The 18,798-nt window shown below is 72.0% G+C and carries 14 protein-coding genes; 8 read left to right on the top strand and 6 right to left on the bottom strand.

Annotation, left to right across the window (positions count from 1 at the left end; all coding sequences use genetic code 11):
* Positions 1-150: 150 nt before the first annotated feature.
* The 5 genes from IO36_RS41730 (at position 151) to IO36_RS41750 (ending at position 8,213) form a co-directional block, all read left to right on the top strand.
* A complete protein-coding gene (locus IO36_RS41730) occupies positions 151-1,092 on the top strand; it encodes a glycoside hydrolase family 11 protein (protein ID WP_051901343.1) in 942 nt (313 codons plus the stop codon).
* Between the two features lie 32 nt (positions 1,093-1,124).
* Entirely contained in the window at positions 1,125-2,129 is a 1,005-nt protein-coding gene (locus IO36_RS41735) for a polysaccharide deacetylase family protein (RefSeq protein WP_051901334.1), read from the top strand.
* 328 nt (positions 2,130-2,457) lie between these two features.
* Entirely contained in the window at positions 2,458-6,333 is a 3,876-nt protein-coding gene (locus tag IO36_RS41740) for a Pls/PosA family non-ribosomal peptide synthetase (RefSeq protein ID WP_037628490.1), read from the top strand.
* A 73-nt stretch (positions 6,334-6,406) separates the two neighbouring features.
* Entirely contained in the window at positions 6,407-7,834 is a 1,428-nt protein-coding gene (locus IO36_RS41745; protein ID WP_051901335.1) for a M1 family metallopeptidase, read from the top strand.
* Between the two features lie 4 nt (positions 7,835-7,838).
* Complete coding sequence (locus IO36_RS41750; RefSeq protein ID WP_037628492.1) at positions 7,839-8,213, top strand: YchJ family protein; 375 nt, start codon at positions 7,839-7,841, stop codon at positions 8,211-8,213.
* 23 nt (positions 8,214-8,236) lie between these two features.
* Here the strand turns inward: IO36_RS41750 and IO36_RS41755 are convergent, their stop codons facing one another.
* Entirely contained in the window at positions 8,237-8,938 is a 702-nt protein-coding gene (locus IO36_RS41755; protein ID WP_037628494.1) for a FadR/GntR family transcriptional regulator, read from the bottom strand.
* Positions 8,939-9,068: 130 nt separating this feature from the next.
* On the opposite strand from IO36_RS41755, the gene IO36_RS41760 reads away from it, so the two are divergent.
* Both IO36_RS41760 and IO36_RS41765 read left to right on the top strand, forming a co-directional pair.
* Positions 9,069-9,596 (top strand): gluconokinase, encoded by a 528-nt coding sequence (locus IO36_RS41760; RefSeq protein WP_037628496.1) that lies wholly within the window; start codon positions 9,069-9,071, stop codon positions 9,594-9,596.
* A gap of 133 nt (positions 9,597-9,729) precedes the next feature.
* Positions 9,730-11,127 carry a GntP family permease gene (locus tag IO36_RS41765; RefSeq protein ID WP_037628497.1) on the top strand — a complete coding sequence of 466 codons (1,398 nt, stop codon included), beginning with the start codon at positions 9,730-9,732 and terminating at the stop codon, positions 11,125-11,127.
* Positions 11,128-11,307: 180 nt separating this feature from the next.
* Here the strand turns inward: IO36_RS41765 and IO36_RS41770 are convergent, their stop codons facing one another.
* The 5 genes from IO36_RS41770 to IO36_RS41790 all read right to left on the bottom strand — a co-directional run bounded on the left by IO36_RS41770 (position 11,308) and on the right by IO36_RS41790 (position 17,601).
* A complete protein-coding gene (locus tag IO36_RS41770; RefSeq protein WP_037628499.1) occupies positions 11,308-11,943 on the bottom strand; it encodes a cytochrome b/b6 domain-containing protein in 636 nt (211 codons plus the stop codon).
* Positions 11,927-12,616 (bottom strand): molybdopterin-dependent oxidoreductase, encoded by a 690-nt coding sequence (locus IO36_RS41775; protein WP_051901344.1) that lies wholly within the window; start codon positions 12,614-12,616, stop codon positions 11,927-11,929. Before IO36_RS41775 ends, IO36_RS41770 begins: the two co-directional genes overlap by 17 nt.
* A gap of 462 nt (positions 12,617-13,078) precedes the next feature.
* A complete protein-coding gene (locus tag IO36_RS41780) occupies positions 13,079-14,644 on the bottom strand; it encodes an APC family permease (protein ID WP_037628501.1) in 1,566 nt (521 codons plus the stop codon).
* 40 nt (positions 14,645-14,684) lie between these two features.
* Positions 14,685-15,632, bottom strand: a complete 948-nt coding sequence (locus IO36_RS41785) for a hypothetical protein (protein WP_037628503.1) — start codon at positions 15,630-15,632, stop codon at positions 14,685-14,687.
* 313 nt (positions 15,633-15,945) lie between these two features.
* A complete protein-coding gene (locus tag IO36_RS41790; RefSeq protein ID WP_037628505.1) occupies positions 15,946-17,601 on the bottom strand; it encodes an FAD-binding dehydrogenase in 1,656 nt (551 codons plus the stop codon).
* Positions 17,602-17,900: 299 nt separating this feature from the next.
* On the opposite strand from IO36_RS41790, the gene IO36_RS41795 reads away from it, so the two are divergent.
* Positions 17,901-18,794: a DMT family transporter gene (locus IO36_RS41795; RefSeq protein WP_037628506.1), complete on the top strand. Its 894-nt coding sequence runs from the start codon at positions 17,901-17,903 to the stop codon at positions 18,792-18,794.
* Positions 18,795-18,798: the final 4 nt, after the last annotated feature.

Below are 18,798 nucleotides of genomic sequence, written 5' to 3' on the forward strand. Positions count from 1 at the left end.
ACACTGTTCGCGATTTCACAGCGCTCCACCTCACGAGAACGAGGAGGAAAGACGCACATGACCGACGCATCCGCACATCCGTCGGGCCGCAGCGGCCTTCGCCCGGAGACCTTCCGTCACCTCAGGCTGCTCATCAGCGGTGTCTGCACCATGCTGCTGGTGGCCGTGGCCGCGATGACCCTGCCCGGGACCGCCCGGGCCGACACGGTCGTCACGTCGAACCAGACCGGCACCAACAACGGGTACTACTACTCGTTCTGGACCGACAGCGCCGGAACCGTGTCCATGAACCTGGGCTCCGGCGGCAACTACGGCACCTCCTGGAGCAACACCGGGAACTTCGTCGCCGGCAAGGGCTGGAGCAACGGGGGACGCAGGAGCGTGACCTACTCGGGCACCTTCAACCCGTCCGGCAACGCCTACCTGTCGCTCTACGGATGGACGTCCAACCCGCTCGTCGAGTACTACATCGTCGACAACTGGGGCACCTACCGGCCCACGGGAACGTACAAGGGCACCGTCACCACCGACGGAGGCACGTACGACATCTACAAGACGACGCGGACCAACGCGCCCTCCGTCGAAGGAACCCGCACCTTCGACCAGTACTGGAGCGTCCGGCAGTCGAAGCGCACCGGCGGAACCATCACCACCGGCAACCACTTCGACGCCTGGGCCCGCGCCGGGATGAACCTGGGCAGCTTCAACTACTACATGATCCTCGCCACCGAGGGTTACCAGAGCAGCGGGAACTCCAACATCACCCTGGGCGACACGGGATCGGGTGGCGGTTCCGGGGGCGGCGGAACCGGTGGCGGGGGCTCGGGCGGGTGCGCGGCGGCCCTGTCCGCGGGCCAGCAGTGGAACGACCGCTACAACCTCAACGTCGCCGTCACGGGATCGAGCAACTGGACCGTGACGATGAACGTGCCGTCCCCGGCGAAGATCCTCTCGACCTGGAACGTCAGCGCCGCCTACCCGAGCTCCCAGGTCCTGACGGCCAAGCCCAACGGCAGCGGCAACAACTTCGGCGTCACCATCCAGGCCAACGGCAACTGGACCTGGCCCACGGTCTCCTGCAGCGCGAGCTGACCCCCGCCCCCACACGGCTGAAGGACCACACCATGAGATTCCGCACGAGACTTCGCACGCGTTCCGGACCGCGGCGCTCGTTACGCTCGCTGGTCACGGGACTGGCCGTCGCGGCGACGGCGGTCGCCGGACCCCTCGCACTCGGCACCGGAGCGGCGCACGCCGCGACCTGCTCCGGGTACGTCGGACTCACCTTCGACGACGGACCGTCGAGCAGCACGTCGAGCCTGCTCGCCGCCCTCAAGCAGAACGGCCTGCGGGCCACGATGTTCAACGAAGGCCAGTACGCGGCCTCCAACCCCGCGCAAGTACGGGCCCAGCTCGACGCCGGCATGTGGGTGGGCAACCACAGCTACACCCACCCGCACCTCGTCCAGCAGAGCCAGGCACAGATCGACTCGGAGATCTCCCGGACCCAGCAGGCCATCACCGCAGCCGGCGGCGGCACTCCGAAACTGTTCCGTCCGCCGTACGGAGAGACCAACGCGACGGTGAAGGCGGTGGAGGCCAAGTACGGTCTGACCGAGATCATCTGGGACGTCGACTCGCAGGACTGGAACGGCGCGAGCACCGACGCGATCGTGCAGGCGGCGGGCCGGCTCACCAACGGGCAGGTCATCCTCATGCACGACTGGCCGGCCAACACGATCGCCGCGATCCCGCGCATCGCGCAGGGTCTGGCCGCCCGCGGCCTGTGCGCCGGGATGATCTCCCCGGCGACCGGTCGTGCCGTGGCACCCGACGGCGGCGGCACGGGCGGCGGCGGTGGCGGCGGGTGTACCGCCACGCTGTCCGCCGGCCAGCAGTGGAGCGACCGGTACAACCTGAACGTCACGGTCACCGGCTCGAACGACTGGACCGTGACGATGAACGTGCCGTCCCCGGCGAAGATCCTCTCGACCTGGAACATCAGCGCCGGTTATCCCAGCGCCCAGGTCCTGAAGGCCAAGCCCAACGGCAGCGGCAACACCTTCGGCGTAACCGTCCAGACCAACGGCAACTGGACCTGGCCCACGGTCTCCTGCACCACGGGCTGACCTGGCGGAACCGCACCGAGGAACAGCGTCACCCGCCGCACCCGGCGAGGGCCCCGACCACCGGATCGGGGCCCTCGCTCGCTGTGTTCACGAGGTTACGCAAAGATGTGGGGCAGATCTCGTCACGCTGACGTATCCCCACGTCACAGCGTTGCGGAACGGGCCCGCCGCACCCCCTCGGGGACGCCTCGCATCGCTGATCCCCAGGTCCGAAGCTAGCGTCGTACTAAAATTGCAGGCTTGTTCGGAGCTGGACCGGAATATCCCCAGGCGTACCTGCGGGCCCACCGGCTCCCCGGAGCATCCGGGAACAACACGTGAGGACCCGATGGCAGCCCTCCAGCAGAGCCCCGCACTCGCGTTGTCCGACGACGAGGTGCGGGCGGAGTTCGGTGACCAGGCGCGCTTCTCCGCAGCCTCGGCCGCCTCGCCGCGCACGCTCGTGGACATCCTCGACGCCTCGGTCCGGGCCCACCCGGACGAGCCCGCTCTCGACGACGGCCGGCGCGCCCTGAGCTACCGGGCCCTGGCCGCCGAGGTGGACGCCCTGCGGTCGCGGCTGGCGGAGGCCGGGGTGGGTCTCGGCGACCGGGTCGGGGTACGGGTCCCGTCCGGCACGAACGAGCTGTACGTGGCGATCCTCGCGGTCCTCGCGGCCGGCGCCGCCTATGTGCCGGTGGACGCCGAGGACCCCGACGAGCGGGCCGAGCTGGTCTTCGGCGAGGCCGGGGTGCGCGCGGTGATCGGCGCCGGGCACGAGCTGACCGTGAACGGCCGCTCCGAGGTGCCCGCCGGGCGGCCGGGCGTCGAGCAGGACGCGTGGATCATCTTCACCTCGGGTTCCACCGGCAAGCCCAAGGGTGTGGCCGTGAGCCACCGCAGCGCCGCCGCCTTCGTGGACGCGGAGGCGAGTCTGTTCCTCACCGAGGAGCCGATCGGCCCCGGTGACCGGGTCATGGCGGGTCTGTCCGTCGCCTTCGACGCCTCCTGCGAGGAGATGTGGCTGGCCTGGCGGTACGGGGCCTGTCTGGTGCCCGTGCCGCGCTCCCAGGTGCGCAGCGGCGCCGATCTCGGCCCCTGGCTGGTCGAGCAGGAGATCACCGTCGTCTCGACCGTGCCCACGCTCGCCGCGCTGTGGGAGCCGGAGACCCTGAACGAGGTCCGGCTGCTGATCTTCGGCGGCGAGGCCTGCCCGCCCGAGCTGACCCAGCGCCTGGTGACCGAGGGCCGTGAGGTGTGGAACACCTACGGGCCGACCGAGGCGACCGTGGTGGCCTGCGCCGCGCTGCTGACCGGCGAGGAGCCGATCCGGATCGGGCTGCCGCTGAACGGCTGGGAACTCGCGGTCGTCGACGAGGCGGGCGAGCCGGTCCGCATGGGCGGCAGCGGCCAGCTGGTGATCGGCGGTGTCGGGCTCGCCCGGTACCTGGACGCGGAGAAGGACGCCGAGAAGTACGCGCCGCTCCCGTCGCTGGGCTGGGAGCGGGCGTACCGCAGCGGTGACCTGGTCCGGGCGGAACCGGAGGGACTGATCTTCCTCGGCCGGGCCGACGAGCAGATCAAGCTCGGCGGCCGCCGGATCGAGCTGGGCGAGGTGGACGCGGCGCTCCAGGCGCTGCCCGGGGTCGCGGGCGCCGCGGCGGCCGTGCGGACCGCGCGCGGCGGCAATCAGCTGCTCGTCGGCTATGTGGTCACCCAGGACGGCTGGGACCAGGCCGTGGCGGTCGAGAAGCTGCGGGCCGAACTGCCGGCCGCGCTGGTTCCGCTGATCGCGCCGGTCGAGGACCTGCCGACCCGGACGTCGGGCAAGGTCGACCGCAACGCGCTGCCCTGGCCGCTGGAGGGCCTGGAGAGCGGCGGGGCGAAGGAGGAGCTGTACGGCACCGAGGCCTGGCTCGCCGAGCAGTGGGCCGAGGTCCTCGGCGTCCCCGTGCGGAGCGCCGGCGACGACTTCTTCGCGATCGGCGGCTCCAGTCTCGGAGCCGCCCAGCTGACCACGCGGCTGCGCACCCGCTACCCGAGCGTCGCCGTGCTCGACATCTATCAGCAGCCCGTGCTGCGCAAGCTGGCCCGCCATCTGGAGCGCTCCGGCCAGGACGACGGCGCGGAGCGGGTCGTCGCGCCGGTCCCGCTGCGCGCCAAGCTGGTCCAGCTGCTGGTGCTGGTCCCGCTGTTCGCGCTGCTCGGGCTGCGCTGGACGGTGGCGCTGGCCGCCCTCGGCAACGTACTGCACTGGTTCGGCCCGTATCCCTGGGCGCCGAGCGCCTCCTGGTGGCTGGTGGGCGCGGGCGCGCTGGTCCTCTACAGCCCGCCGGGGCGGCTCGCCGTCGCCGCCGGCGGTGCGCGGCTGCTGCTGCGCGGGGTGAAGGCCGGCCGGTACCCGCGCGGCGGGAGCGTCCATCTGCGGCTGTGGACGGCCGAGCGGCTCGCCGCCTTCAGCGGGGCGACGTCGCTGACGGGGTCCTGGCTGGAGCGGTACGCGCGGGCCCTGGGCGCCCGGATCGGCCAGGACGTGGACCTGCACTCGCTGCCGCCGGTGACCGGCCTGCTCAAGATGGGCCGGGGTGCCGCCGTCGAGTCCGAGGTGGACCTGTCGGGGTACTGGCTGGACGGCGACCGGCTGGAGATCGGCGCGGTCAAGGTGGGCGCCGGTGCCGTGGTCGGCACGCGCAGCATCCTCTTCCCCGGGTCCCGGGTGGGCAAGCGCGCCGAGGTGGCGCCGGGTTCGGCCGTGGCGGGGCAGATCCCGACCGGGCAGCGCTGGGCCGGGGCGCCCGCGGTCAAGCTCGGCAAGGCGAAGCGGGCCTGGCCCAAGGACAGACCGCAGCGCGGCACGTACTGGCGGGTGATGTACGGCGCGACCGGGTTCGCCCTGACCGTGCTGCCGGTGCTGGCCGCCGTCGCGGCGCTGCTGGTGGCCCGGGTGTTCGTGAGCCCGGACGCCGGGCTCGGCGCGGCGCTGCGCGGGGCGGGGATCGCCCTGGTCCCGGCGACGCTCGCGTTCGGTCTGGCGTACGCGCTGCTGATCCTGGTGGCCGTGCGGCTGCTGAGTCTCGGGCTGCACGAGGGCACGCATCCCACGCACAGCCGGGTCGGCTGGCAGGCGTGGACGGTCACCCAGCTGATGGACCGCTCGCGGGAGATGCTGTTCCCGCTGTACGCGGGGCTGATCACGCCGGTGTGGCTGCGGCTGCTCGGTATGCGGATCGGCCGGGGCGCGGAGGTGTCGACCGTGCTCGCGCTGCCGAGTCTGACGACGGTCGGCGACGGCGCGTTCCTCGCGGACGACACGCTGACGGCGCCGTACGAACTCGGTGGCGGCTGGATGCGCATCGGGCGGGCGGAGATCGGCCGGCGGGCGTTCCTCGGCAACTCCGGGATGACCGCGCCGGGCCGCAGTGTGCCGGACGGCGGTCTGGTCGGGGTGCTCTCGGCGACGCCGAAGAAGGCGAAGAAGGGCAGTTCGTATCTGGGGCTGCCGCCGATGAAGCTGCCGCGCGCGGCGCAGGGCGGCGACCAGAGCCGCACGTACGAGCCTCCGGCGCGGCTGCTGTGGGCGCGCGGGCTGGTGGAGCTGTGCCGGCTGGTGCCGGTGTTCTGCTCGGCGGCGCTGGCCGTGCTGACGGTGGCCGCGCTGTGCGCGCTGGGCCCCTGGGCGTGGGTGTTCTCCGGTGCGGTGCTGCTGGCCGCGGGTGTGCTCGGGTGTCTGGTGTCCGTGGTGGCGAAGTGGCTGCTGGTGGGCCGGCACCGTTCCGGCGAGCATCCGCTGTGGAGCGGTTTCGTGTGGCGCAACGAGCTGGCGGACACCTTCGTGGAGGTCGTGGCCGTGCCGTGGCTGGCGGGATCCGTGCCCGGTACTCCGCTGATGACGGCGTGGCTGCGCGGCCTGGGTGCCCGGATCGGCAGGGGCGCGTGGGTCGAGAGCTACTGGCTGCCCGAGTCGGACCTGGTGACGCTGGGGGACGCGGCGACGGTGAACCGGGGCTGTGTCCTGCAGACCCACCTCTTCCACGACCGGATCTTGCGGACGGATACTGTGGTCCTCCGTGAGGGCGCCACTCTGGGTCCGGGCGGAATCGTCCTGCCCGGCAGCACCGTCGGGGCCCGTTCCACCCTGGGTCCCGCGTCGCTGGTGATGGCGGCGGAGTCCGTTCCCGACGACACCCGCTGGCTGGGCAACCCGATCGAGGCCTGGCGTTCGTAGCAGAATTGACCTGATCGGACACGAAGGGCGGTACGGCGGCACGTCGAGCACAGGGCAGGGAGCAGTCGCAGCAGTGAGCGTTCAGCAGACAGCGGGACCGGACCCCTATTTCCCGGCGAACGGAGACCCCCGTTACCGGGTGCACCGGTACGAGCTCGCGCTGGACTACCGCCCCGGCCCGAACCGGCTGTCCGGCACCGCGCGGATCAACGCGATAGCGGGCCGTTCCGCGCTGACCGAGTTCCAGCTGAACCTGGCCGATTTCCGGATCGGCCGGGTCCGGGTCGACGGCAAGGCCCCGCACTACTCGCACCGGGGCGGCAGGCTGCGCGTCCGTCCGCCGAAGCCGGTGCGGGCCGGTGCCGCGTTCACCGTCGAGGTGCACTGGTCGGGCAATCCCAAGCCGGTGAGCAGTCCCTGGGGCGGGCTCGGCTGGGAGGAGCTGGAGGACGGGGCGCTGGTGGCCAGCCAGCCGGTCGGTTCGCCGTCCTGGTACCCGTGCAACGACCGGCCGGCCGACAAGGCCGCGTACCAGATCTCGGTCACCACGCCGTCGGCGTACGCGGTGGTGGCGGGCGGGCGTCTGCTGACGCGGACGACGAAGGCGTCGACGACGACCTGGGTGTACGAGCAGCCCGCGCCGACCTCCAGCTATCTGGTGGGCCTGTCGATCGGCAAGTACCAGACGGTGCTGCTCGGCGATCCGGGTCTCGGGGGCGTGCCGCAGTCGGGGTATCTGCCCGCGCAGCTGCTGCCCGAGTTCTCCCGGGACTTCGCGCGGCAGCCCGCGATGATGGAGCTGTTCCAGAACCTGTTCGGGCCGTATCCGTTCGGCGAGTACGCCGTGGTGGTGACCGAGGAGGAGCTCGACGTCCCGGTCGAGGCGCAGGGTCTTTCGCTGTTCGGCTCCAATCACGTGGACGGGGCGCGGGGTTCGGAGCGGCTGATCGCGCACGAGCTGGCGCACCAGTGGTTCGGCAACAGCGTGTCGATCGCGGACTGGCGGCACATCTGGCTGAACGAGGGGCTCGCGAAGTACGCGGAGTGGCTGTGGTCGGAGCGCTCCGGCGGGCGCCCGGCCCGTCAGCTGGCGGCCGCCGCGCACCGGAAGCTGGCCGCGCTGCCGCAGGATCTGCTGCTGTCGGACCCGGGCCGCAAGCTGATGTTCGACGACAGGCTCTACGAGCGCGGCGGGCTCACGGTGCACGCGGTCCGGTGTGCGCTGGGCGACGAGGCGTTCTTCCGGATGCTGCGCGGCTGGGCGACGCTGCACCGCGGCGGCACGGTCACCACCTCGGTCTTCACCGCGCACGTCGCGCGCTACGCGCCCGAGCCGCTGGACGACCTGTTCACGGCGTGGCTGTACGAGACGGCGCTGCCGCCGCTGCCGGAGGCCGCCGCCCCGCTCCCGGAGGCCGCCCCGCGGCTGCCGGCCCGGCCTTCCTATCCGCCCACGTATCCGGCCCCCGGCGCGGACCCGGCCCGGGTCCGGGGAGAATGACGCGATGACCAGCCGTTCCTGTCCCTGTGGGCTCACCGGGCCCTACGCGCGCTGCTGCGGGCGCTTCCATCGCGGCGAGGCCGCGGCGCCGAGTGCCGAGGCGCTCATGCGGTCCCGCTACTGCGCCTTCGTGCAGGAGGACGAGGCCTACCTGCTGCGTACGTGGCATCCGCGGACGCGGCCGGCCCGGGTGGAGTTCGAGCCGGGGATGCGGTGGACGGGCCTGGAGATCCTGGACACGGGGCAGGGCTCGGCGTTCCACACCACGGGGACCGTGACGTTCCGGGCCTCCTGGCGGGGCGGTTCGCTGCACGAGCGGAGCCGGTTCGAGCGGGTGGACGGGGCCTGGGTGTACGTCGACGGGGACTTCCTCGACTGAACCCGGCGCCGGCGCGCCGGTCGTCAGGGGGCGAGGACGTCCAGTTCCTGGAGCGCGCCGGCCGTGATCTCGCGGGTGAGTTCCTCGGCGCGCCGGGAGTCGCCCTCGCGGACGGCCTCGGCGAGCTGGACGTGCAGGGTCACGGCGGCGGGGTCGGGGTCCTCGAACATGACGTCGTGATGGGTGCGGCCGGACAGGACCTCCGCGACGACGTCGCCGAGGCGGGCGAACATCTCGTTGCCCGAGGCCTTGAGGATCACGCGGTGGAAGGCCACGTCGTGGACGAGGTAGCCCTCGAGCTGGTGGCCGCGTGAGGTGGCGACCATGCCGAGCGCGCACTCGGTGAGTTCCGCGCACTGCTCGGCGGTGGCGTGCCGGGCGGCCAGCCCCGCGGCGACGGGTTCGATCGCCGAGCGCAGGACGGTGAGGGAACGCAGCTGGTGGGGACGGTCTGCGCCGGCCAGCCGCCAGCGGATGACCTGGGGGTCGTAGACGTTCCACTCGGACTTGGGGCGCACCGTCACGCCCACGCGGCGGCGGGATTCGACCAGGTACATGGATTCGAGCACCCGGACCGCCTCGCGCATCACGGAGCGGGACACCTCGAAGCGCTGCGCGAGCTCGTCGGTGCGCAGGACGCTGCCCGGCGGGTAGTCGCCCGCCGTGATCGCCGGCCCGAGGGTCTCCAGTACGTGCCCGTGCAGCCCCCGGCCCCGTGTGGTCATGGAGCCAGCGTACGAGGCCGACCCCGGGAACAAAAAGTCAGACTTATATGTCACACACTCTTGAATTCATCCGACCTAATAGGTTTCAGTGTCGTCTACATCAGATGTCGACGAAGACAGCGAGAGCGTGATGCAGCACAGTCCCATCCCCCACGTCGTCGTGGTCATGGGTGTCGCGGGAACCGGGAAGACCACCATCGGCCCGTTGCTCGCGGCCCGGCTCGGCGTGCCGTACGCCGAGGGCGACGACTTCCACCCGCCCGCCAACATCGCCAAGATGTCGGCCGGCACGCCGCTGACCGACGAGGACCGGTGGCCGTGGCTGGACTCCATCGGGCACTGGGCGCACGACCGGGCCGGGCTCGGCGGTGTGGTCTCCAGTTCCGCGCTCAAGCGGGCCTACCGGGACCGGCTGCGGGCGGCGGCACCCGGGATCGTCTTCGTGCATCTGACCGGCAGCCGTGAACTCATCGAGGACCGGATGGCGCACCGCACGGGGCACTTCATGCCCACGGCGCTCCTCGACTCGCAGTTCGCCACGCTCCAGCCGCTGGCGGCGGACGAGGCGGGCGTCGAGGTGGACGTGTCCGGCGGCCCCGGCGACATCGCCGACCGGGCCGTGACGGCACTCGGCGCACTCGAACCGCCCCGGCCGTAGGCCCGTCCTCCCGCAGGCCCCGTAGGCCCTTCCCCGCACCGCCTGCTCCCTCCACCGCTCCCCGCGGCCCGTTCCGCGGGCACCGAGCGGGCTCCACCCTTCCCGCGTCCGTTACTCAAGCAAGGGACCAACCGTGACCAGACTCAGTGTCGAGATGCTGGCAGCGGACACCGTCGAACCGATCACCTCGGCGGGCCACGCTCGACTGGGCATAGCCGTGCTGCTGGGCATAGCCGTCATCGTCCTGCTCATCACCAGGTTCAGGCTGCACGCCTTCCTCGCCCTGACCATCGGCTCGCTGGCCCTCGGCGCGTTCGCCGGGGCCCCGCTCGACAAGACCATCGTCAGTTTCACCACCGGGCTCGGCACGACCGTCGCCGGCGTCGGTGTCCTCATCGCCCTCGGCGCGATCCTCGGCAGGCTGCTCGCCGACTCGGGCGGCGCCGACCAGATCGTCGACACGATCCTGGCCAAGGCGGGCGGGCGCGCCATGCCGTGGGCGATGGTGCTGATCGCCTCCGTGATCGGTCTGCCGCTGTTCTTCGAGGTCGGCATCGTGCTGCTGATCCCGGTGGTCCTGATGGTCGCCAAGCGCGGCAACTACTCGCTGATGCGCATCGGCATCCCCGCGCTCGCGGGCCTGTCGGTGATGCACGGTCTGATCCCGCCGCACCCCGGCCCGCTGGTCGCCATCGACGCGGTCCACGCGAACCTCGGCATCACCCTCGCCCTCGGCGTCCTGGTGGCCGTCCCCACGGTGATCGTCGCCGGTCCGGTGTTCTCCCGGTACGCGGCCCGCTGGGTGGACGTCCAGGCTCCCGACCGCATGGTCCCGGCGCGTGCCTCGGAGGACCTGGAGAAGCGCCCGAGCTTCGGCGCGACCCTCGTCACCATGCTGCTCCCCGTGGTGCTGATGCTGGCGAAGGCCCTGGTGGACATCGTTGTCGACGACCCGGCGAACGCGACCCAGCGTGTCTTCGACGTCGTCGGAGCGCCGCTGATCGCGCTGCTCGCCGCGGTGATCCTGGGCATGTTCACGCTGGGGCGGGCGGCCGGCTTCACCAAGGAGCGCATCTCGACGACCGTCGAGAAGTCGCTGGCCCCCATCGCCGGCATCCTGCTCATCGTGGGCGCGGGCGGCGGCTTCAAGCAGACGCTGATCGACTGCGGTGTGGGCCAGATGATCCTGGAGATCTCCAAGGACTGGTCGATCCCCGCGCTGCTGCTGGCCTGGCTGATCGCGGTCGCGATCCGGCTCGCGACCGGTTCGGCCACCGTCGCCACGATCTCGGCGGCCGGTCTGGTCGCGCCCCTCGCGGCCGACATGTCGACCGCCCACACCTCGCTGCTCGTCCTCGCGATCGGCGCGGGCTCGCTCTTCTTCAGCCATGTCAACGACGCCGGCTTCTGGCTGGTGAAGGAGTACTTCGGTCTGGACGTCGGCCAGACGGTCAAGACCTGGTCCGTCATGGAGACGATCATCTCGGTGGTGGGCGGAGCCCTGGTGCTGCTGCTGTCGCTGGTCATCTAGCGGGCACCGCGTCCAGGGCCGCGGCCTGACGAACGGGCCGGGGAGGGAGCAGCGTGCGGCTCCCTCCCCGGCCCGTTCCGTCGTCGTACGGTCCGTTACGCCCGTCCGGCGCCGCGGCGTACGGTCGTTCCCGGACGGCGCCGGTCCCCCACCCGGGTCCCGGCCGTCGGCGGCTCCCGGTCAGGGCCGCCACAGCGGATGCTCGCGGTCGGCCCACCGGCGGCTCACCGATCCCGTGCGCAGGCCCCGCCGGGCCTCCGGATCGGCCAGCGCCATGCCGATGTGGCCCCCGACGACGATGCCGAGGGTGAGGGCGAGCCAGTCGTGGACGAAGGTCGCCGACGTGCGCCACATCAGCGGGGTGAGATGGGTGAACCACATCAGCAGGCCGGTGCCCGTCATCACCAGCGTCGCCCCGGCGATCCAGGCGGCGTAGACCTTCTGTCCGGCGTTGAACTTGCCCGCCGGGCGCGAGGCCGGGTCCTTGTCGCGGCGCAGCGCCGAGCGCAGCCACACCCGGTCGTGCGGGCCGAAGCGGTTCAGGAAGCCCAGGTCCCGGCGGAAGGCGCGGGAGGCGAGGCCCGCGAGGACCGGCACCGGAAGCATCAGACCGGCCCATTCGTGGATCCGGACCACCAGTTCGCGGCGGCCCACGAGTTCGGCGAACTGGGGGATGTAGAGGCAGGCGGCGGTGGCGATGCACACGCCCATCAGCGCCGCCGTGACCCGGTGGACCCAGTGCTCGGCGCGGGTGAAGCGCCGTACGTCGGAGGAGTGCGCGGCGACGGCCGGCGTGTCGTCAGCTCGTGGGTTCATCGTCGCGTCCGTTCGAACGGCCGACCCAGGCGTCGACGTCGTACCCCCGGTTCTCCCAGTAACCGGGACGGACGTCCTTGGTGACCGTGATGCCGGAGAGCCACTTGGCGGATTTGTAGAAGTACATCGGGGCCACATAGAGGCGGACGGGGCCGCCGTGGTTGTGGCCGACGGGCTTGTCCTGCATGCGCAGGGCCACCAGGACGTCGGGGCGGTAGGCCTGGCGCAGGCTGAGGCTCTCCGTGTACGTCCCGTCGAAGCAGGTGAAGCGGATCGCGCCGGCCGAGGGGCGCAGCCCGGCGGCGTCGAGGAGGTGCGCGAGGCGTACGCCCTCGAAGGGGGTGCTCGGGACCCGCCAGCCGGTGACGCACTGGACGTCGTGCACCAGCCGGGTCTGGGGCATGGCGCGCAGGTCGGCGAGCGTGTACTCGGCGGGGTGGTCGACCAGGCCGTCGACGGTGAGCCGGTAGGTGGTCTCGTTCTTGTGGGGGACGGAGGCGGCCACCGAGTAGTAGCGGAAACCGCCGCCGTTGGGCAGGAGCCCGGTCAGTCCCGTGGGGTCGCGCTGCGAGGCACCGGCGAGGAAGGCGTCCGTCGCGCGCTGGAGCGCGGGCGCCGTCAGGACGCCCAGGGCGCCGAGTCCGAGGGTGCCGAGCAGGACCCGGCGGCCGATGGGCCTGCCGCGCCCGGCATACGCCTCGTGCTCCCCGGGTTCCGCCTCACCGGGCGCCCCGTGTTCTGCGGGTTCCGCGTGGGCCTCCCGGCCGGGGCGGCCGTCACGGTCCTCCGGAGCCGGCTCGTCCGGCCGTTCCGGCTCGCGAGGTTCGGGCCGTTCCGGCTCTCGGGGTTCCGGCCGTTCCGGCTCTCGGGGTTCCGGCCGTTCCGGCTCTCGGGGTTCCGGCCGTTCCGGTTCGAGGAGCTCCGGCGGTTCCGGTTCGCGGGATTCCGGCCGTTCCGGTTCCCCCGGCCCCGGTCGTCCCTGTTCCGGTTCCCCCGGCCTGTCAGTGTTCACCCCTCGATTCGAGCACCCGCGACCCCCAAAAGGCCAGCGGTCGCGGGTGCTCGTCAGCGTTCCGTCATCTCTTCTTACCCACGGCGCGGGTCCGTGTGCCGCGGAGAGGACGGCGGGGCCACGTCAGGAGGCGGACTCGGCCGCCTTGTCCAACTGGAAGGCCTCGTTGCCGAGGCCGATCCTGGCGTGCGCCTCGGGCTTGCGGGAGCGCAGCACCACCCCCTGGACCAGTCCGGCGACCAGGGCCACCCCGATGACGGCGGGCAGCAGGACGTTCAGCGCCGAGTCGGGACCCGAGCCGACGAGGACGTCGAAGTCCTTGACCGTGTAGACGGCGATGACGAGGAGGGCGAGGCCCGCGAGGCCGGAGGTGACCAGGCGCCAGGACTGGGCGCGGGCCGCGCCGCGGCGGACGAAGAACACGATGACCGAGAGCGAGGCCGCCGCCATCAGGAGGGTGACGCCGAGCGCGCCGACGTTGCCGCCCCAGGTGAACAGCTGGAGCACGGGCGCGGTCGGGTCGCCGGTGGGCTTGTCGTCGGAGAGGGCGAAGCCGCCGACGACGACGAGGGAGACGACGGTGTGCAGCAGCGAGCCGGTGCCGGGGGCGCCGCTGGACTCCGAGGTGCGTCCGAAGGCGCTGGGCAGCAGACCCTCGCGGCCCATGGCGAAGGCGTAGCGGGCGACGACGTTGTGGAAGCTGAGCAGCGCCGCGAACATGCCGGTCACGAACAGCACGTGCAGGACGTCGGTGAAGGTGGAGCCGAGGCGGGACTCGGTGAGGAAGAACAGGAGTCCGGCGCTCTGCTTCTGGGACGTGCCGACGATCGCCGAGGGTCCGGTGGCGACGGTGAGCGCCCAGGAGCTGATGGCGAAGAAGACGGCGACGAAGCCGATGGCCAGGAACATCACGCGGGGCACGAGGATGTGCGGGCGGCTGGTCTCCTCGGCGTACACCGGGGCCTGCTCGAAGCCGGTGAAGGCGGCGATGCAGAAGCACAGCGCGGTGCCGACGCCCGCGCCGGTGAGCGTGTCCGGGTTGAAGGCGTGCAGCGACAGGCCGGCCTTGGCCGGGTCACCGACGGCGGCGACGTCGAAGACGACGACGAGGGTCACCTCGATGACCAGCAGCACGCCGAGCACCCAGGCGTTGACGTCGATCTTGAGCCAGGCCAGCGCGCCCACGACGAGCACGGCGGCCAGCGCCGGTATCCACCAGACGACCTCGGTGTGGAGGTAGGTGGCGCAGAGCCCCGAGACCTCGAAGCCGAAGAGGCCGTAGATGCCGACCTGGAGCGCGCTGTAGGCGACCAGGGCGACCGCAGCGGCGCCCGCGCCGGGGGTGCCGCCGAGTCCGCGGGAGATGTAGGCGTAGAAGGCGCCCGCGTTGTGGACGTGCCGGCTCATCTCGGCGTACCCGACGCTGAAGAGCACGAGGACGATACCGAGGATGACGAAGAGCAGCGGCTGCCCGACGATGCCCATCACCGCGAATGTGGTGGGCATGACACCCGCGACCACCATGAGCGGGGCGGTCGCCGCGAGGACCGACAGGAGCAGGCCCGCCGTCCCCAGCCGGCCGGCGCGCAGGGCCCGGTCCTGGCCCTTGAACGTGCTGATGCCGGCGCCGTCGGCGTCCGGTCTTCCCGTGCTCGACGTACTCGATGTGCTCGAACTGCCCGTCGTCATCGCGGGGTCGTCCTTTCGGATGGTCGGTCTTCGGGGGCGTTCACACCGTGCCGAGCACGCGGTCGCGCGCGGCACGGAAGGCTTGGTGGCCGTCGCGGTCGGGGTACGACCACGGAGCGGCGGTCGGATGCTCCGCGATGCGCAGGAACAGGGCGGCGGCCTCGCCGTCCCGTCCCTCGCAGATCTTGGCGTGGGCCAGGTGGTTGAGGTCGACGATCCGGCGCGGATGGTCGACGTGGTCCCACTCCAGCCACCAGTCGAAGGCGGCCTTCATCACCTGGCGGGCCCGGCGTCCGTCCCAGTGCCCGGAGGAGACCGGGTCGGCGGGCACGATCCCGGCGCCGGCGAGCACCCGGAAGCGCTCGGCGTGCGCGACGACCGGGAGGATCGCGAGCGGCGAGTCGGCCGGCGCCTGCTCGGCCGACCAGTTGGCGAAGTCGTACACCTCGTGGAGCGGGTCCTGGCCCGCGTCGGCGCGGCGCTCGGCGAGCCGGGCGACCATCAGGTGGTGCGCGTGATGGTGGACGGCGTGCCGGTGGCGCACCTCGTCGAAGAGGCGGACCACGTCGTCCTCGGCCCCGAGCGTGCGCTCTAGGAGGAGCAGGCCGAGCCAGGGCGTCGGGTCGTCCGGGGTCAGGTCCGCCGCCCGGTGGCAGGCCTGGCGGGCGGTGTCCGGACGCTCCTTGCCGAGCAGGGCGCGCTGGACGGTGGCGCAGCCGAGCAGGACGGCCGCGTCGGCGGACTCCGGTTCGGCGAGCTGCCAGTCGCGGGCCCAGGCGACGGTCGCGGACTCCTGCGCGAGGACGGTGACGCGATGGCCGCGGCGGTCCCAGTCGTCGCCGGTCGCCGCGAGCAGGTCGCGGACGTCGGTCCACCGCCCCTGGTTCAACGAGGTACGTGCGACTGCGAGTTCGGCGTCGTCGAGGGCGGCGTCGAAGGCCTGGGACGTCCGCTTGCGGCCGCGGCCCAGGGGTGGGGGTGGTGACACCGCTGCTCAACCTCACAGGCGCGGTTCGTCAAAGGGGGGTGATCACGCACAGCAAACCCGGAGTCACGGGTTCAAGTCAAGCTCCGGCCAAGTCCTGCACGTGTCAACTGCCTTCACCTGACCCTGAGTTACCTGATGGCCGCCGTGAATGTCCCGAACGGCCGCCCTTCACAAGCGACTTGAGCAGCGCACTTGCCCCGGGTCCGCGAACGGCGGCTCCTCCGAGGAGTGTTGCGCCGCCGCCGCGAGCCGATGGCCGGAACAGCCGCCCGGCCCCACCCGCCGGACGGCTGCCGTGTGCCGGCCTGCGCCGTCAGTTCACCGCCTTCGCCGCCGCCCGGCCCGCCGTGCGGCCCGAGAAGAGGCAGCCGCCGAGGAAGGTGCCCTCCAGCGAGCGGTACCCGTGGACCCCGCCGCCGCCGAATCCGGCGGCCTCACCGGCGGCGTACACACCTTCCAGCGGTTCGCCGCCCTCGGTCAGCACCCGCGAGGACAGGTCCGTCTCCAGACCGCCGAGGGTCTTGCGGGTCAGGATGTTCAGGCGCACCGCGATCAGCGGTCCCGCCGCTGGGTCGAGGATGCGGTGCGGGGCGGCCGTGCGGATCAGCTTGTCGCCGAGGTAGTTGCGGGCACCGCGGACGGCCATGACCTGGAGGTCCTTGGTGAAGGGGTTGGCGATCTCCCGGTCCCGGGCGACGATCTCGCGGCGCAGCGCCGCCTCGTCGATGAGCGGCTTCTCGGTGAGGGCGTTCATCCCGCGCACCAGTGCGCCGAGGTCCTTCTCGACGACGAAGTCGACGCCGTTGTCCATGAACGCCTTGACCGGGGCGGGGACGTCCGCGCGGGCCCGGCCGAGGACGCCCCGCACCGACTTGCCGGTCAGGTCGGGGTTCTGCTCCGAGCCGGAGAGCGCGAACTCCTTGCCGATGATCTTCTGGTCCAGCACGAACCAGGTGTAGTCGTACCCGGTGCTCATGATGTGTTCGAGGGTGCCGAGGGTGTCGAAGCCCGGGAAGAGCGGGACGGGCAGCCGGTTGCCGCGCGCGTCCAGCCACAGGGAGGACGGCCCCGGCAGGATGCGGATGCCGTGCTTGTCCCAGATGGGGTTCCAGTTCTGGATGCCCTCGGTGTAGTGCCACATGCGGTCGCGGTTGATGAGGCGGGCGCCGGCTCCCTCCGCGATCCCGAGCATGGCCCCGTCGACGTGCGCGGGGACACCGGAGATCATCCGCTCGGGCGGGGCGCCGAGCCGCTCGGGCCAGTTGGCGCGCACGAGGTCGTGGTTGCCGCCGATGCCGCCGGAGGTCACGATCACGGCCTGGGCCTTGAGCTCGAAGGAGCCGGTGACGGTCCGGCTGCTGGCCTGGCCGCGCTCGATGCCGGACGGCTCCAGGACCTCGCCGGTGACGGTGTCGACGGAGCCGGCGCTGCGGGACAGCCCGGTGACCCGGTGCCGGAACCGCAGCTCGACCAGCCCCCGGGCGACCCCCTCCCGCACCCGCCGCTCGAAGGGGGCGACGAGACCGGGGCCGGTCCCCCAGGTGATGTGGAAGCGCGGCACCGAATTGCCGTGCCCGTTGGCGTCGTAGCCGCCGCGCTCGGCCCAGCCGACCACGGGGAAGAAGCGCACGCCCTGGGCGTGCAGCCAGGGCCGCTTCTCGCCGGCCGCGAAGTCGACGTAGGCCTCGGCCCACCGGCGCGGCCAGTGGTCCTCGGGACGGTCGAAGCCGGCGGTGCCCATCCAGTCCTGGAGGGCCAGCTCGTGCGTGTCCTTGATCCGCATCCGGCGCTGTTCGGGCGAGTCCACGAAGAACAGACCGCCGAATGACCAGTGCGCCTGGCCGCCGATGGACTGCTCGGGTTCCTGGTCGAGGAGGATCACCCTGCGGCCGGCGTCGACGAGCTCCGCGGTCGCCGCGAGGCCCGCGAGCCCCGCTCCGATGACGATCACATCTGCGTCGTAGGCCATGGGCCCGTCCTCTCGGCATTCCGACGGGTCGGATCGGGCCGGTGTCACGGGGACGACCTGATGACGTTTGTCACGAACCGATCGGCGGCGTCGCTGGTTGGTGAGACAGGAAAACCGGCCGGCCACGTGGCCGACCAGCACTTGTTACTGATCGGTCCGAATCCTTCGGCACGAAAGGTGACCGAGTCAACCGCCCGGTTCCGGTTGTTCCCGGCGGCAGGCACGCGGACCATGGCACTACAGTCGGCGGTTACGCACCACTGGCCCGCCCCGACTCCTGACGCATCGAGGTACCCAGCGTGTCGGTACTGGTTCTGGTCCTCGCCGTGAGCGCGGCCTGCTGCCTCGGCTTCGGCTTCGTGCTCCAGCAGAACGCCGCCTCGCACGCGCCCCTGAGCGACTTCCTCTCCCCCCGCATCCTGCTCGACCTCATCCGGGTACCGCGCTGGCTGGGCGGCATCGGGCTCATGGTGTGCGGCATGGTGCTCGGGGCGATCGCGCTCGGCAACGGCGAGCTCTCGCTGGTGGAACCGCTCCTGGCGACCAACCTCCTGTTCGCGCTCGCGCTCTCCCGGCATCAGACGAAACAGCCGCTCGGACGGCAGGGCTGGGCCGGACTCGTCCTGCTCGCGGGCGGGGTCACGGCGTTCATCGTGGCCGGGCAGCCCCAGGGCGGCGAGGCGGTCAGCGACCCGCTGCGGCACTGGCTGATCATCGGGATCGTGATCGGTCTCGCCCTCCTGCTCACCACCCTTGCGAAACGGTCCCGGCTGAGCGCCGGACCCGTGCTGCTCGCCACCGCCGCGGGGCTCCTGTACGGGCTCCAGGACGCGCTCACCCGCATCAGCGGGCAGCGGTTCGGCTCCGGCGGGCTGGGCGAGCTGCTCACGGGCTGGCAGCCGTACGCGGTGCTCGTCCTCGGGGTGACCGGGCTGATCCTCGTCCAGAGCGCCTTCGAGACCGCCCCGCTGCGGATGTCGCTTCCCGCGCTCACCGCCGCCCAGCCGCTGGCCGGCATCGCCTGCGGGGTGGGCTTCCTCGGGGACCAGCTGCGCACCGACCCCGGTGCGCTGGCCTGGCAGGCCGCGGGGATCGCCGGGATCGTGGTGGGGATCGTCCTGCTGGGCATGCATCCGGCGATGCCCTCCGGAACGGCGGAACCGGAACGCTCGCGGGACCTCCAGCCACACTGAGCGC

The sequence above is a fragment of the Streptomyces aureus genome (assembly GCF_000725495.1).
GTDB lineage: Bacteria > Actinomycetota > Actinomycetes > Streptomycetales > Streptomycetaceae > Streptomyces > Streptomyces aureus_B.

What these genes read in the sequence shown, in the direction of transcription:
- IO36_RS41790 (WP_037628505.1), bottom strand. Translation starts at nt 17,601, where the DNA reads ATGGCCTACGACGCAGATGTGATCGTCATCGGAGCGGGGCTCGCGGGC.
- IO36_RS41780 (WP_037628501.1), bottom strand. Translation starts at nt 14,644, where the DNA reads ATGACGACGGGCAGTTCGAGCACATCGAGTACGTCGAGCACGGGAAGA.
- IO36_RS41750 (WP_037628492.1), top strand. Translation starts at nt 7,839, where the DNA reads ATGACCAGCCGTTCCTGTCCCTGTGGGCTCACCGGGCCCTACGCGCGC.
- IO36_RS41770 (WP_037628499.1), bottom strand. Translation starts at nt 11,943, where the DNA reads ATGAACCCACGAGCTGACGACACGCCGGCCGTCGCCGCGCACTCCTCC.
- IO36_RS41760 (WP_037628496.1), top strand. Translation starts at nt 9,069, where the DNA reads ATGCAGCACAGTCCCATCCCCCACGTCGTCGTGGTCATGGGTGTCGCG.
- IO36_RS41735 (WP_051901334.1), top strand. Translation starts at nt 1,125, where the DNA reads ATGAGATTCCGCACGAGACTTCGCACGCGTTCCGGACCGCGGCGCTCG.
- IO36_RS41740 (WP_037628490.1), top strand. Translation starts at nt 2,458, where the DNA reads ATGGCAGCCCTCCAGCAGAGCCCCGCACTCGCGTTGTCCGACGACGAG.
- IO36_RS41755 (WP_037628494.1), bottom strand. Translation starts at nt 8,938, where the DNA reads ATGACCACACGGGGCCGGGGGCTGCACGGGCACGTACTGGAGACCCTC.
- IO36_RS41730 (WP_051901343.1), top strand. Translation starts at nt 151, where the DNA reads ATGCTGCTGGTGGCCGTGGCCGCGATGACCCTGCCCGGGACCGCCCGG.